Source organism: Xanthobacter lutulentifluminis (assembly GCF_043194675.2).
Taxonomy (GTDB): Bacteria; Pseudomonadota; Alphaproteobacteria; order Rhizobiales; family Xanthobacteraceae; genus Xanthobacter.
The window spans coordinates 167,049-181,152 of record NZ_CM195525.1 but is presented as its reverse complement, the minus strand read 5'-3'; the positions used below and the strand labels follow the sequence as shown (position 1 = coordinate 181,152).

The window sequence follows — 14,104 nt, the reverse complement described above, 5'->3', positions numbered from 1 at the left end:
GCCGCCGTGAAGGGCTCCTACGACGACATCCTCTCGCGCATCCCCGATGCGCCGCTCTGGTACGACGAAAACGGCGTGCCCCGCTTCGAGCCGTTCGCGCCGCACTGGAAGGCCGAGCCGCTGGCGGAGGAGGCGGCGCTGGTGGAGGTGGTGTGCCAGCACTGCCTGCGGGCCTTCACCGTGTGCTGCTCGTACGCCGATGCCCGCGGCGACGGGTGGCGCCGGGTGGCGGACGCCATCGCCGACAATGGCGACGGGCTCTATGGCGATCCTCCCATCCACACCACTGAGGCCGAGCGCCTCACCGGCATGGACGGCTGCGCCATCGGCGAGACCATGACGGTGATCCCCCTGCGGGTCCTCGAATACTGGCGGCGCGATGCCGGCGGCTGGGTGCGCGACGGTGCGCTGGAACGCGCTTTCACGCTGTCCGAGAGACAAGCCGCCCGCGTGGCCGCCGGAAAGTGGTAGACTGCTCCTCCGCGTCTTGAGGCGGAGGGGCCGGGCATGAGCGGGGACAGCGGCACGAACGGGTCGGCGCGGGCGGCAGATGGCGCTGCGGCGGAGGTCGGGACATCGCCCGCCGCGGGCGCGGCGTCTTCCGGCGAGACGCGTCCGGCGACCGAGCCGGAGCCCTCGTCGACGTCCTCACCGCTGCGGACCACCGCGGAGTTCGCTGGGGACGGCAGTGAGCGCCTCACGCCCGCAACACTCCCCACTGCTCCTTCCCAACCCGCCGCTACTGCCATCGTCCCGCGTCAGGCGCGCGCGCCCTTCCACGGCGCCGGACGCCAGGCGGCAGGCGCGTCCATCTCGCCGCCGTTCGGTGCGCCGATGGTCGCCGACAGCTCGGCCGCCCCCCCTGCGCCTGCGCCGGATGCCACTGCCGCCCGGCTGGACTTCTCCGGCGCCCGCCTGCTCGCCGTTGGCCCAGAGCCGGACGCCGCCGAGCCCGCCCTGGACGCCGCGATCGCGCCGCCGGAGGCCTGCGCGCTGCTCACCGCCCACTCCTTCGGTGATACGGCCCTGCTGGTGCCGGACGCCGCCAGCGCCCGCCGTCTGGCGCTGGAGACCATCCGCACCCATCACCGCACCGCCGGCCGCCCCAAGCGGCGCGAGCTGCTGGTGCTCGCCGGCGGCCTGCCGCTGCCGCCCGATTTGGCCGCCGATGCGGAGGTGGCCACGCTGTCCGACGACCCGGGCGCCGTGGAAGCCGCGATCACCCCGCGCACCGCCGGGCTCTTTATCGCCTCGCTCCGCCGCGCCGCCGGTCTTGCGACGGTGGATGGCGGCCTGCTGGCGACGCTCCGCACGCTGGCGGACGACTATGGCCTGCCGCTGGTGTTCGATGAGACCGACGCCGGCCTCGGCCGCACCGGCATGGCCTTCGCCCATGAATGGCGCGGCGTGACGCCGGACCTGATGCTGGTGGGGGAGGGCGCCGGCCTGCCCGTTGCGGCCCTCGTGCTCTCTGCACGCCACGCCCGCGCCCTACCGCCGTCGCGGCCGCCTGTCGACGAGGCGCAGGCAGCGGCGGCCGGCGAGATGCTCGCCGCCATGTTCGCCGAGGGGTTCGAGGCGCGCATCCAGGCGCTGGGCTGGCTGCTGGAGGACCGGCTCGCGGGCCTGCGCTACGCCCGGCCGGACCTGTTTCGAGAGGTGGTGGGCATGGGCCTCGCGCAGGGGCTCGCCTGCACCGGGCCGGCCGCGCCGCTGGCCGAGGCGCTGGCGGAGCTTGGGCTCGATGTGGCGGTCTTCGGCGACGTGCTGGCCTTCCTGCCGCCGCTGGACGTGAGCGAGGCGGACATCACCGCCGCCGCCGACATCCTCGCCGCCGTGGTGGCAGAGCGGGTGCCGGAGGAGGCCTGAGCCGCCGGATCAGAAGCCGACGGCGGTGCCGGTGAGGTCGTAGGGGCCGGCGGCCTCGATCTTCACGGTGGCGATCTCGCCCACCCTGAGCGGCCGGCGCGAGAGCACGCGCACCGTACCGTCGATCTCCGGCGCATCACCCTTGGTGCGGCCGATGGCGCCATCCGCGCTCACGGAATCGATGATGACCTGCTGGCGCGTGCCCACCTTCTTCTTCAGCCGGCGGGCGGAGACCTTCTGCTGCGTGCGCATGAAGCGGTCGTAGCGGTCCTGCTTCACCTCGTCCGGCACCGGATCGGGCAGGGCGTTGGCATCGGCGCCGCGGACCGGCTCGAACTTGAAGGCGCCGGCGCGGTCGATCTCGGCTTCTTCGAGGAACGACAGCAGCTCCTCGAACTCGGCCTCGGTCTCGCCTGGGAAGCCGACGATGAAGGTGGAGCGCAGGGTGAGGTCCGGCACCGCCTGCCGCCACGCCTGAATGCGCGCCAGGGTCTTCTCCTGCGAGGCCGGGCGCTTCATGCGCCTGAGCACGGTGGGGCTCGCGTGCTGGAACGGGATGTCGAGATAGGGCAGCACCTTGCCGGCGGCCATCAGCTCCATCACCGCATCCACGTGCGGGTAGGGGTAGACATAGTGCAGCCGCACCCAGGCGCCGAGTTCGCCCAGCGCGCCGGCGAGGTCGAGGAAGCGGGCGGCCACTTCCTTGTCGCCCCACTGGCTCGGCGCGTAGCGCAGGTCGACGCCGTAGGCCGAGGTATCCTGCGAGATGACGAGCAGCTCCTTCACCCCCGCCTTCACCAGCCGCTCGGCCTCGCGCAGCACGTCGGCGGCGGGGCGGGAGACGAGGTCGCCGCGCAGCTTGGGGATGATGCAGAAGGTGCAGCGGTTGGAGCAGCCCTCGGAGATCTTGAGATAGGCGTAGTGCCGGGGCGTCAGCTTGATGCCCTGCTCGGGCACGAGGTCGAGGAAGGGGTCGTGCTTGGGCGGCACCGCCTGATGCACGGCGGCAAGCACGCTCTCGTACTGCTGCGGGCCGGTGATGGCGAGGACGCTCGGGTGCACCTCGCGGATCTGCTCGGGCTCGGCGCCCATGCAACCGGTCACCACCACCTTGCCGTTCTCCGCCAGCGCCGAGCCGATGGCCTCCAGGCTTTCCGCCTTGGCGCTGTCGAGGAAGCCGCAGGTGTTGACGATGACGAGGTCCGCGCCCTGGTGGCTCTTGGTCAGCTCATAGCCCTCGGCGCGCAGCCGCGTGACGATGCGTTCCGAATCCACCAGCGCCTTGGGGCAGCCGAGGGAGACGAAGGAGATGCGGGGCGAGGAGGAGGGTTCGGCCATGGGGCGCGCGGCGTTCTTCTGCTGTGTGTGAAGGGCGAGCGCTTACGCAAGCCGGCCCGGACCGTCAATCCCGCGCCACATGACGCGGCTTTGTGGCTGAAGCAGGGAGAGGCGCGCGCGGCGTCCCTTACACCGGCTTCAGCAGCACGTGCTTCTTCTTGCCCAGCGAGAGCTTCACCACGCCTTCCGGCGTGAGCGCGGCAAGGTCCAGCGCCGCCTTCTCGTCGGTGACGGCGGCGTCGTTGACCTTCAGGCCGCCGCCCTTGATCTGGCGCCGCGCCTCGCTGGTGGAAGCGACGAGGCCGGCCTCCACGAACGCGTTGGCGACGGGGATGCCCGCCTCCAGCTTCGCGCGCGGCAGCTCGACGGTGGGCAGGTCCACGGCCAGCGCACCCTCGGCGAAGGTGGTGCGGGCGGTCTCGCGCGCCTTCTCGGCGGCGTCGCGGCCGTGCAGGAGCGCGGTCGCCTCGGTGGCGAGCACCTCCTTGGCGTGGTTGATCTCCTGGCCTTCCAGCGCGGCGAGGCGGGCGATCTCGTCCAGCGGCAGCTCGGTGAAGAGCTTCAGGAAGCGCTCGACATCCGCGTCGCCGGCGTTGCGCCAGTACTGCCAGTATTCGTAGGGGCTCAAGAGGTCGGCATCGAGCCACACCGCGCCGCCGGCGGTCTTGCCCATCTTGGCGCCGGAGGAGGTGGTGAGCAGCGGTGTCGTCAGCGCGAACAGGTCGGCGCCGTGCATGCGGCGGCCCAGCTCCATGCCGTTGACGATGTTGCCCCACTGGTCGGAGCCGCCCATCTGCAGGATGCAGCCGTGGCGCTTGGACAGCTCCACGAAGTCATAGGCCTGCAAAATCATGTAGTTGAATTCGAGGAAGGTGAGCGGCTGCTCGCGCTCCAGCCGCAGCTTCACCGAATCGAACGTGAGCATGCGGTTGATGGTGAAGTGCGGCCCCACTTCCCGCAGGAGGGGAATGTATTTCAGCTCGTCCAGCCAGGCCGCGTTGTTCTCCATGATCGCGCCACCCTCAAAATCGAGGAAGCGCGCGAACACCTTGCGGATGGAGGCGATGTTGTCCGAAATCTGCTGGTCGGTCAGCATCTTGCGGGCCTCGTCCTTGCCGGACGGGTCGCCGATCTTGGTGGTGCCGCCGCCCATGAGCGCGATCGGCCGGTGGCCGGTGCGCTGCAGGGTGCGCAGCATCATGATGGAGAGCAGGTGCCCCGCATGCAGGCTCGATGCGGTGGCGTCGAAGCCGATATAGGCGGTAATCGGCCCTTCCGCGGCCTTGGCGTCGAGGCGCTCGAGGTCCGAGCACTGGTGGATGTAGCCGCGCTCGTGGAGCGTGCGCAGGAAGTCGGAGCGGAAGGTGGTGGTCATCTTTCAATCGGTCTTCTTGGGGGCGCTCATGCGCCGGAAAGGTGCGGTGGTGTATCAGGTCCGCGCCGGGAATGCACAGGGCAATGGGTGGGGGGCTGAAGGATGCGCGTCGTCGGGCTCATGAGCGGCACCTCCATGGACGGCATCGACGCCGCCCTGATCGAGACCGATGGCGAGGAGGTGTTCTGGCTCGGCGCAGCGCTCACCGCGCCCTATGACGCGGAGACCCGCGCGCTGCTGGTTCAGGCCATGGAGGACGCGCGCGGCCTCAACCACCGCACCGACCGGCCCGGCGTGCTGCGCGCGGCGGAGGAACGCATCACCGATCTGCACGCGGCTGCGGTGCTGCGGCTGCTGGAGCAGCTGCGCCTGACGCCTGGCGACATCGACCTCGTGGGCTTCCATGGGCAGACCGTGTTCCACCGGCCCGAAGCGGGCCTGACCGTGCAGATCGGCGCGGGCGAGCGCCTCGCCCGCAGCCTCGGCGTGCCGGTGATGGCCGATTTCCGCGCCGCCGACGTGGCGGCTGGCGGGGAGGGGGCGCCGCTGGTGCCGGTGTTCCACCGGGCGCTGGCGCGGCGGCTCGCCCTGCCGCAGCCGGTGGCGGTGCTGAACGTGGGCGGCGTCGCCAACGTCACGGTGCTCGATGGCGATGCCCCGCCGGTCGCCTGCGACACCGGGCCGGGCAATGCGCTGCTGGACGACTTCCTGTTCGCCCGCACCGGCGTGCCGTTCGATGCGGACGGCCGCACGGCCGCCCGCGGCCGGATCGATGAGGAGCGGCTGTCGGCGGTTCTGGATCACCCCTTCTTCGCAAAGCCACCGCCGAAGTCGCTGGACCGCAACGCCTTCCGCCTGTTCGTGGCGGAGCGCATGGGCCTTGACGGCCTGTCGCTGGAGGATGGCGCGGCCACGCTCACGGCGCTCACGGCGGCCACGGTGGCGGCGGTGGTGCGGCATCTCGCGAGGGCGCCGGCGGCGTGGATCGTGGCCGGAGGCGGCGCGCGCAATCCGACGCTTCTTGCCATGCTGGCGGCGCGGCTCGGGGTGCAGGTGCGCACGGCCGACGAGGTGGGCTGGTCCGGCGACGCGCTGGAGGCGCACGCCTTCGGCTTCCTCGCCGCCCGGGCGCTCAACGGCCTGCCGCTGACGTTCCCCACCACCACGGGCGTGGCGGTGCCGACCACGGGCGGGGTGCTGTTCCAGCCGTGAGGGGCGCTGCTGCCACCTTCCCCTTGCGGGGGAGGCAGGAGCACCGCGTCAGTCCATTGCGGGGCGCCAAACAAAAACGGCGCGCCGAAGCGCGCCGTTGAAGCATTAAACGGAACGGCGGATCAGGCCGCGCTGTCCTTGCGGGTGCCGGGCAGGCGCTTGTCGAGATAGGTCCCGACCACGCCCATCAGCTCCTCGGTCTTGCCGTCGAAGAAGTGGTTGGCGCCGGGCACCACCTGCTGCTCGATGACGATGCCCTTCTGGGTCTTCAGCTTCTCCACCAGAGTCTGCACCGCGGAGGTGGGCACCACCGCGTCCTTGTCGCCATGGACGAACAGGCCCGAGGAGGGGCAGGGCGCGAGGAAGGAGAAGTCATAGAGGTTCGCGGGCGCGGCGATGGAGATGAAGCCCTCCACCTCCGGCCGGCGCATGAGCAGCTGCATGCCGATCCACGCGCCGAACGAGAAGCCGGCGATCCAGCACGCCCGCGCATCCGGATTGACGGACTGCGCCCAGTCGAGCGCGGCGGCGGCGTCCGACAGCTCGCCGGTGCCGTGGTCGAACGAGCCCTGCGAACGGCCGACGCCCCGGAAATTGAAGCGGAGCACCGAGAAGCCGCGGTTCACGAACTGATAGTAGAGATTGTACACCACCGGATTGTTCATCGTGCCGCCGAACTGCGGGTGCGGATGAAGAATGATGGCGATGGGCGCATTGCGGGTCTTGGCGGGCTGGTAGCGGCCTTCGAGGCGCCCCTTTTCGCCGGGGAAGATCACTTCTGGCATGGAAGTCCTGCAACCTCTGGGTGGCAATGGCGCGCGGATTAACGGCGGACCTTGTGGGAAAGCGCGGCTTCCCGGCGGCAGATCCGCCCACATCACCCTAACGACTTGACGCCGAAACGGTAATGATTGACTTACGGACAGAGACGACCTAAGTCTTTAGAATAATTCTAATCTGTTCCCGCCGGCTGCGCAAACCGAAGGGCGCTGCGATGCGAGAACGGGTGAAGTTTGTCCTATGACCGAGATTGCCGGCAATTGCAAGCCTGGCGCATGTTCCGGACCGTGTTGGGCGGGGCGGAACGGGAGGCGGGGATGAGCGCGAGCGACACAGCGCGGTCGCAGGCCACTCTCCGCCCGGCCGAGGGCTTGTCGCCGGCCGGGCGCGCGCCCGCGCGCCGGTTCTACCTCGATCACAATGCCACGAGCCCGCTGCGCCCCGAGGCGCGGGCCGTCCTGCTCGATCTGCTCGACGCGCCCGGCAATGCCTCGTCCGTCCATGCCGAGGGCCGCGCCGCGCGCGCCCGGCTGGAGGCGGCGCGCAGCGCCGTGGCGCGGCTCGTCGGGGCGCCCTCGCGCGGCGTGGTCTTCACCTCCGGCGCCACCGAGGCTGCCGCGCTCGCGCTGTCCCCCGCGCTGGAGCGGGACGGGCGGGCCTGCCGGTGCGACGTGCTTTTGGTGAGCGCCGTGGAGCACCCCGCCGTGCTGCGTGGCCACCGCTTCCCCGCTGATGCGGTGGAGGTGCTGCCGGTGGATGGCGCCGGGCGCCTGGACCTCTGCGCCCTCGACGATGCGCTCGCCCGTCATTCGGCCGCCGGTCGCCGGGTCCTGCTGGCGCTGATGGCCGCCAACAACGAGACCGGCGTGGTCCAGCCCGTCGCCGAAGCTGCGGCGCGGGTGCGCGCGCATGACGGCGTGGTGTTCTGCGACGCGGTGCAGGCGGCCGGCCGCATGGCGTTGGATATCGGTGCGCTGGGTGTCGATTTCCTCGCCCTTTCAGGGCACAAGCTGGGCGGCCCGCAGGGTGCTGGCGCGCTGGTGGCGGCCGGGGCGGACCATCGCCCGGCACCGCTGCTTGCCGGCGGCGGGCAGGAGCGCGGCTTGCGGGCGGGAACGCAGAACGTGGCGGCCATCGCCGGCTTCGGCGCCGCGGCGGCGGCTGCCGGCGCGAACCTGGCCACCGAGGCCGCACGGCTCGTGTCGCTGCGGGACGCATTGGAGCGGGAGGTGTTGGCTCGCGTTGCCGGTGCACAGGTCATCGCGGCCGAAGCAGAGCGGCTACCCAATACCGCAATGCTGTCATTCGCGGGTTTGCGGGCCGAGACACTGGTGATCGCGCTGGACCTTGCCCACGTAAGTGTCAGTGCCGGCGCGGCCTGCTCCTCGGGAAAGGTGGGCGCCTCCCACGTGCTGGCGGCCATGGGCCTGCCGGCGGCCCGGGCCGAGGGGGCCATCCGGCTCTCGCTGGGCTGGGCGAGCACGCAAGAGGATGTGGATCAAGCGGTGGCGGCCTTGGAGAGGGTCGTGCCGCAGTTGAGGGGCCGGGCGTCACGCGCGGCCTGAGGAAAGCGCCGCCAGCGGGCGGCAAACGGACTTGACCCGCGGGCCTTGACCCCGCGCGGGAGAGGAGACGAGAAGATGCCTGCGGTTCAGGAAACCGTCGAACGCGTCCGCGCGATCGACGTGGACCAGTACAAGTACGGTTTTGTCACCGACATCGAGAGCGAGAAGGCCCCCAAGGGCCTTTCCGAGGACACGATCCGCTTCATCTCGGCCAAGAAGAACGAGCCGGAATGGATGCTGGAATGGCGCCTCGACGCCTATCGTCGCTGGCTGACCATGGAGGAGCCGACCTGGGCCCGGGTCAGCTATCCGCGCATCGATTTCCAGGACTATTATTATTACTCGGCGCCCAAGGCCGCGCCGAAGTCCATCGACGAGATCGACCCGGAAATCCTGAAGACCTACGAGAAGCTCGGCATCCCGCTGCGCGAGCGCGACGCGCTGCTCGGCATCGAGAGCACGGGCGGCACCAGGGTGGCGGTGGACGCGGTGTTCGACAGCGTGTCGGTGGCCACCACCTTCAAGGCCGAGCTCGCCAAGGCGGGCGTGATCTTCATGCCCATCTCGGAAGCCATCCGCGAGCATCCCGAGCTGGTGAGGAAGTATCTCGGCTCGGTCGTACCGGTCACGGACAATTTCTACGCGACGCTCAACTCGGCGGTGTTCTCGGACGGTTCGTTCGTCTACATCCCCAAGGGCGTGCGCTGCCCGATGGAGCTCAGCACCTACTTCCGCATCAACGAGCGCAACACCGGCCAGTTCGAGCGCACCCTCATCATCGCCGACGAGGGCGCCTATGTGAGCTATCTGGAAGGCTGCACCGCGCCCCAGCGTGACGAGAACCAGCTGCACGCCGCCGTGGTGGAGCTGGTGGCGCTGAAGGATGCCGAGATCAAGTATTCCACCGTCCAGAACTGGTACCCGGGCGATGCCGAGGGCAAGGGCGGCATCTATAACTTCGTCACCAAGCGCGGCGACTGCCGGGGCGACAATTCCAAGATCTCCTGGACCCAGGTGGAGACCGGCTCGGCCATCACCTGGAAGTATCCGAGCTGCATCCTGCGCGGCGACAACTCCCAGGGCGAGTTCTATTCCATCGCCATCTCCAACGGCCACCAGCAGGTGGATTCGGGGACGAAGATGATCCACCTCGGCAAGAACACGTCGAGCCGGATCATCTCCAAGGGCATCGCGGCGGGGAAGTCGGAGAACACCTATCGCGGGCTCGTCTCCGCCCACAAGAAGGCCACCGGCGCGCGCAACTTCACCAACTGCGACTCGCTGCTCATCGGCGACCAGTGCGGCGCGCATACCGTGCCCTACATGGAAGCCAAGAACCGCACCGCGCAGTTCGAGCACGAGGCGACCACCTCCAAGATCTCCGAGGACCAGCTGTTCTACTGCCTGCAGCGCGGCCTCGGGCAGGAGGAGGCGGTGGCGCTCATCGTCAACGGCTTCGTCAAGGACGTGCTCCAGCAGCTGCCCATGGAGTTCGCCGTGGAAGCGCAGAAGCTGATCGCCGTGAGCCTCGAGGGCTCGGTCGGCTGAACCTGCGGCCGGCGCGGAGCGCGCCGGCGCAACCCGTCATCTCCCGCAGCGCCCCGGCCGATCCGGCCCCGGCGGCGCGCGGTGTCCGAATTCCAGGGATCGTCACATGCTCGAAATCAAGAATCTGCACGCCCGCATCGGCGAGAACGAGATCATCAAGGGCCTCGACCTCACCATCCCCGCCGGCGAGGTGCACGCCATCATGGGGCCGAACGGCTCCGGCAAGTCCACGCTCTCCTACGTGCTGGCCGGCAAGCCCGACTATGAGGTCACCGACGGCTCCGTCACCTTCGAGGGCCAGGACCTGCTGGAGCTGGAGCCCGACGCGCGCGCGGCCGCCGGCCTGTTCCTCGGCTTCCAGTATCCCATCGAGATCCCCGGCGTCGCCAACATGACCTTCCTGCGCGCGGCCATGAACGCCCAGCGCAAGACCCGGGGCGAGGAGGAGCTCTCCACCCCCGAGTTCCTGAAGCTGGTGCGCGAGAAGGCCCCGGCGCTCGGCATCTCGCAGGAGATGCTGCGGCGTGGCGTCAACGTCGGCTTCTCCGGCGGCGAGAAGAAGCGCAACGAGATCCTGCAGATGGCGCTGCTGGAGCCCAAGCTGTGCATCCTCGACGAGACCGATTCCGGCCTCGACATCGATGCGCTGAAGGTGGTTGCGGAGGGCGTCAACGCCCTGCGCGCGCCCGGCCGCTCCATGCTGGTCATCACCCATTACCAGCGCCTGCTGGACCACATCGTGCCCGACCGCGTGCACGTGATGCACAAGGGCCGCATCGTGCGGTCCGGCGGACCCGAGCTGGCGCTGGAGCTGGAGGAATCCGGCTACGCCGCCTACGCCCAGGACGCGGCGTGAGGGGCGGAGCCATGAACGCTCCTCTCCGCGCGGCCCGGACCGCGACCGAAGACACCATCCTCGCGACGCTCCAGGCGCGTCTCGCCGGCGCGGCCCCCGGCCGGCTCGCCAGCCTTGCCCGCGACGCGCTCGCGGCGCTTGAGACGCACGGCCTGCCGAACCGGCGCGTCGAGGAATGGAAGTACACCGACCTGCGCGCCGCCCTGCGCGCCTTCCCGCCCCTGTCCGGCGCGCCCGAGGCGGGTGAGGAGGCCGAGGCGACGTTCAAGGCCCTGAAGGTGCCGGGCGCCGCCCGCATCCTCTTCGTGTCCGGCGCGTTCGCGCGGGGCGCCTCCGACCTCGCCGGCCTGCCGGCGGGCGTCTCCGCCTTGCCGCTGGCGAGCGCGGCTGCCGCCGGTGATCCGCTGGTGGAGCGCATCGGCAGCCTCGGGCCGGATCGGCACGACGGCGCGCTGGCGCTCAATACCGGCTTCCTCGGCGAGGGGCTGGTGGTGCGCGTCGCCGCTGGCGCCAAGCCCGGACAGGCCGTGCACATCGCCCACGTCTTCCCGTCCGCCGAGCCGCTGAGCGGCTTCACCCGCACCGTCGTGGTGGTCGAGGAGGGCGCCGAGCTGACGCTGGTGGAGAGCTTCTCCGGCCGGGCCAACATTCCCTATCTCGCCAACCACGCGGTGGAGCTGGTGGTGGGCGACGGGGCGAAGGTGAACCTCGTGCGCATCCAGGAGGAGGGCGAGGCGGCGCTGCATCTCGGCACGCTCGTCTACGAGCTGGGCCGGAAGGCGCAGCTGGAGGTGTTCTCGCTGGCGCAGGGCGCGGCCCTGTCGCGCCTCAACGTGTTCGGCCGCTTCGCCGGCCAGGGCTCCACCGCCACCATCCGCGGCGCGACCCTCGCCAAGGCGCGCCAGCATGCCGACACCACGCTGCTCATCGACCACGCGGTCGCCCATTGCGAGAGCCGCGAATTGTTCAAGACCGTGCTCGCGGACGACGCCCGCGGCGTGTTCCAGGGCAAGATCGTGGTGCGCCGCGATGCGCAGAAGACCGACGGGCGCATGATGAGCCAGTCGCTTCTCCTCAGCGACAATGCGGAGATGGACAACAAGCCCGAGCTCGAGATCTTCGCCGATGACGTGCAGTGCGGCCACGGCGCCACCGCCGGCGCGCTCGACGAGAAGATGCTGTTCTACATGCGCTCGCGCGGCCTTCCGGCCAAAGAGGCGGAGATGCTGCTGATCCAGGCCTTCGTGGGCGAGGTGGTGGAGCCGGTCGAGCCGGAGCCCCTGCGCGACCTCCTCATGGAGCGGATCGTCGGCTGGCTGGCGCAGCGGGCGGCCTGAGGGCTGCCGCACCCGTCCCTCCGCGCGGCGGGGCGGGACATGGGGAGCCGAGGGGGCGCGCCTTCCGCGCCGGCCCGGCTCCCGCAACCCGTTCCCATGGCGGGCGCGGGCGCAGGATCGCACAAGGACACACGGGTCATGAGCACGATGGTCACGGGCACGCCCGCCAGTCTCCACCCCGCCGTCACGGACGGCACGTTCGACGTGGAAAAGGTGCGGCAGGACTTCCCTGCGCTGGCGCTGGAGGTGAATGGCCATCCGCTCACCTATCTCGACAACGCGGCCTCGGCGCAGAAGCCGCGCCAGGTCATCCAGCGCATGGTGACCGCCTACGAGCGGGAATATTCCAACGTCCACCGCGGCCTGCATTATCTCGCCAATGCCGCCACCGAGGCGTTCGAGCATGCCCGCTCCACCGCGCGCGCGTTCCTGAACGCGGAATCCGATGACGAGGTGATCTTCACCCGCTCCGGCACGGGCGCCATCAACACGGTGGCCTCCTCGCTCGGCCAGTCCATCGGGCCGGGGGACGAGATCGTGCTCTCCATCATGGAGCACCATTCCAACATTGTGCCGTGGAACTTCCTGCGCGAGCGCAAGGGCGCGGTGATCCGCTGGGCGCCGGTGCGCGAGGATGGGTCGTTCGATTTCGAGGCGTTCCTGGCGCTGCTGAACGAGCGCACGCGCATCGTCGCCATCACCCACATGTCGAACGTGCTTGGCACCGTGACCCCCATCAAGGAGATCGCCAAGGCCGCGCACGCGGTCGGCGCCAAGGTGGTGGTGGATGGCTGCCAGGCCATCGTCCACATGCCGGTGGACGTGCGCGACCTCGACGTGGATTTCTACGCCGTCACCGGCCACAAGCTCTATGCCCCCACCGGCATCGGCCTGCTTTACGGCAAGAAGGCCCTGCTGGAGGAGATGCCGCCCTATGAGGGGGGCGGCGAGATGATCCGCGAGGTGACGGAGGATTACGTCACCTACGGCGTGCCGCCCCACCGTTTCGAGGCTGGAACGCCTCCAATCGTGCAGGCCATCGGCCTTGGCGCTGCAATGGAATATGTCCAGTCCATCGGCCGCGACCGCATCGCCGCGCACGAGCACGCGCTCTCGCTCTATGCCCACGAACGCTTGGGAGCGCTGAATTCCCTGCGCATCATCGGGACCGCGCCGGACAAGGGCGCCATCATTTCCTTCGAGATGAAGGGCGCCCATCCGCACGATGTGGCCACCGTGATCGACCGCTACGGGGTGGCGGTGCGGGCTGGCACCCATTGCGCCCAGCCGCTTTTGGCCCGATATGGAGCTACGGCGACGTGCCGCGCATCCTTAGCCCTTTACAACACGCGCGCTGACGTGGACCGTCTCGTGGACGCCCTCGTCAAGGCGCAGGATTTGTTCGCATGACCGATACGAAGGCGCCCGAGGCGGCAAATGCGCCGCAGATCCAGTCCACCATTCCCGACGCGGAGCTGGAGCGGCTGACCGATGGGATCGTGGTCGCGCTCAAGACCGTCTACGACCCCGAGATCCCCGTGGACATCTACGAGCTCGGGCTGATCTACAAGGTGGACATCGCGGACAACCACACCGTCGCGGTCCAGATGACCCTGACCACCCCCAACTGCCCCGCCGCAGCCGAGCTTCCGGGCATGGTGGAGAGCGCCGTCGCCTCGGTGCCGGGCGTGGCGGAGGTGAAGGTGGACATCACCTTCGACCCGCCGTGGGACCAGGGCCGCATGTCCGAGGAAGCCCGCGCCACCCTCAATCTGTGGTGAGCGGATGAGCCCGCCCCGCGCCGGCGCCCCGCCGCTCGGCCGCGTGATCGAGACCGGGCTCTATGTGGACGACCTTGTCCGGGCGCGCGGCTTCTACGAGGGCGTGCTCGGCCTTGCGCCCATGATGGCGGATGAGCGCTTCGCGGCCTATCCGGTGGGCGATACCGTGCTGCTGCTGTTCCGGCGCGGCTCGGCCGATGCGCCCATCCCTCTGCCGTTCGGCGGTGCCATTCCGGCCCATGACGGGGCAGGGCGGCTGCACTTCGCCTTGGCCGTGGCGGCCGCGGATATCGAGCCCTGGCGCGCCCACCTCACCGCCCACGGGGTGGAGATCGAGGGCGAGGTGCATTGGCCCAGGGGCGCCACCAGCCTCTATTTCCGCGACCCCGACGGCAATCTGGCCGAGATCGCCAGTCCCGGCCTGTGGCCGAACTACTGAGCGG

Annotated in this window: 13 protein-coding genes; 10 read left to right on the top strand and 3 right to left on the bottom strand. The window is 70.0% G+C overall.

Annotated features, from left to right (window positions below; translation table 11 throughout):
- The first annotated feature begins 6 nt into the window (after nucleotides 1–6).
- Entirely contained in the window at nucleotides 7–471 is a 465-nt protein-coding gene (locus V5F49_RS00850; protein WP_394116416.1) for a hypothetical protein, read from the top strand.
- 363 nt (nucleotides 472–834) lie between these two features.
- A complete protein-coding gene (locus V5F49_RS00845) occupies nucleotides 835–1,869 on the top strand; it encodes an aminotransferase class III-fold pyridoxal phosphate-dependent enzyme (protein WP_394116417.1) in 1,035 nt (344 codons plus the stop codon).
- 9 nt (nucleotides 1,870–1,878) lie between these two features.
- Here the strand turns inward: V5F49_RS00845 and rimO are convergent, their stop codons facing one another.
- Both rimO and tyrS read right to left on the bottom strand, forming a co-directional pair.
- Complete coding sequence (gene rimO, locus V5F49_RS00840) at nucleotides 1,879–3,207, bottom strand: 30S ribosomal protein S12 methylthiotransferase RimO (RefSeq protein ID WP_394116418.1); 1,329 nt, start codon at nucleotides 3,205–3,207, stop codon at nucleotides 1,879–1,881.
- 127 nt (nucleotides 3,208–3,334) lie between these two features.
- Nucleotides 3,335–4,582 carry a tyrosine--tRNA ligase gene (gene tyrS, locus V5F49_RS00835; protein WP_394116419.1) on the bottom strand — a complete coding sequence of 416 codons (1,248 nt, stop codon included), beginning with the start codon at nucleotides 4,580–4,582 and terminating at the stop codon, nucleotides 3,335–3,337.
- Between the two features lie 102 nt (nucleotides 4,583–4,684).
- On the opposite strand from tyrS, the gene V5F49_RS00830 reads away from it, so the two are divergent.
- A complete protein-coding gene (locus tag V5F49_RS00830) occupies nucleotides 4,685–5,794 on the top strand; it encodes an anhydro-N-acetylmuramic acid kinase (protein WP_394116420.1) in 1,110 nt (369 codons plus the stop codon).
- Between the two features lie 122 nt (nucleotides 5,795–5,916).
- Here V5F49_RS00830 and V5F49_RS00825 read toward each other — a convergent pair whose 3' ends face one another.
- Nucleotides 5,917–6,579 carry an alpha/beta hydrolase gene (locus V5F49_RS00825; RefSeq protein WP_393977995.1) on the bottom strand — a complete coding sequence of 221 codons (663 nt, stop codon included), beginning with the start codon at nucleotides 6,577–6,579 and terminating at the stop codon, nucleotides 5,917–5,919.
- A 228-nt stretch (nucleotides 6,580–6,807) separates the two neighbouring features.
- On the opposite strand from V5F49_RS00825, the gene V5F49_RS00820 reads away from it, so the two are divergent.
- The 7 genes from V5F49_RS00820 (at nucleotide 6,808) to V5F49_RS00790 (ending at nucleotide 14,100) form a co-directional block, all read left to right on the top strand.
- Nucleotides 6,808–8,139: an aminotransferase class V-fold PLP-dependent enzyme gene (locus V5F49_RS00820; RefSeq protein ID WP_509210727.1), complete on the top strand. Its 1,332-nt coding sequence runs from the start codon at nucleotides 6,808–6,810 to the stop codon at nucleotides 8,137–8,139.
- A gap of 75 nt (nucleotides 8,140–8,214) precedes the next feature.
- Nucleotides 8,215–9,687 carry a Fe-S cluster assembly protein SufB gene (gene sufB, locus V5F49_RS00815; RefSeq protein ID WP_394116422.1) on the top strand — a complete coding sequence of 491 codons (1,473 nt, stop codon included), beginning with the start codon at nucleotides 8,215–8,217 and terminating at the stop codon, nucleotides 9,685–9,687.
- Between the two features lie 106 nt (nucleotides 9,688–9,793).
- The gene (gene sufC, locus V5F49_RS00810; RefSeq protein WP_394116423.1) at nucleotides 9,794–10,543 is read left to right on the top strand and encodes a Fe-S cluster assembly ATPase SufC; all 750 of its coding nucleotides are present in this window, start codon (nucleotides 9,794–9,796) and stop codon (nucleotides 10,541–10,543) included.
- A gap of 11 nt (nucleotides 10,544–10,554) precedes the next feature.
- Nucleotides 10,555–11,880 (top strand): Fe-S cluster assembly protein SufD, encoded by a 1,326-nt coding sequence (gene sufD / locus V5F49_RS00805; protein ID WP_394116424.1) that lies wholly within the window; start codon nucleotides 10,555–10,557, stop codon nucleotides 11,878–11,880.
- A 138-nt stretch (nucleotides 11,881–12,018) separates the two neighbouring features.
- Nucleotides 12,019–13,290, top strand: coding sequence for a cysteine desulfurase (locus V5F49_RS00800; RefSeq protein WP_394116425.1), 1,272 nt, complete (start codon nucleotides 12,019–12,021; stop codon nucleotides 13,288–13,290).
- Nucleotides 13,287–13,661, top strand: coding sequence for an SUF system Fe-S cluster assembly protein (locus V5F49_RS00795; RefSeq protein ID WP_394116426.1), 375 nt, complete (start codon nucleotides 13,287–13,289; stop codon nucleotides 13,659–13,661). The genes V5F49_RS00800 and V5F49_RS00795 overlap by 4 nt, the downstream gene beginning before the upstream one ends.
- Before the next feature lie 4 nt (nucleotides 13,662–13,665).
- On the top strand, nucleotides 13,666–14,100 hold the full coding sequence (locus V5F49_RS00790) for a VOC family protein (protein WP_394116427.1): 435 nt from the start codon (nucleotides 13,666–13,668) through the stop codon (nucleotides 14,098–14,100).
- The last annotated feature ends 4 nt before the right edge of the window (nucleotides 14,101–14,104 follow it).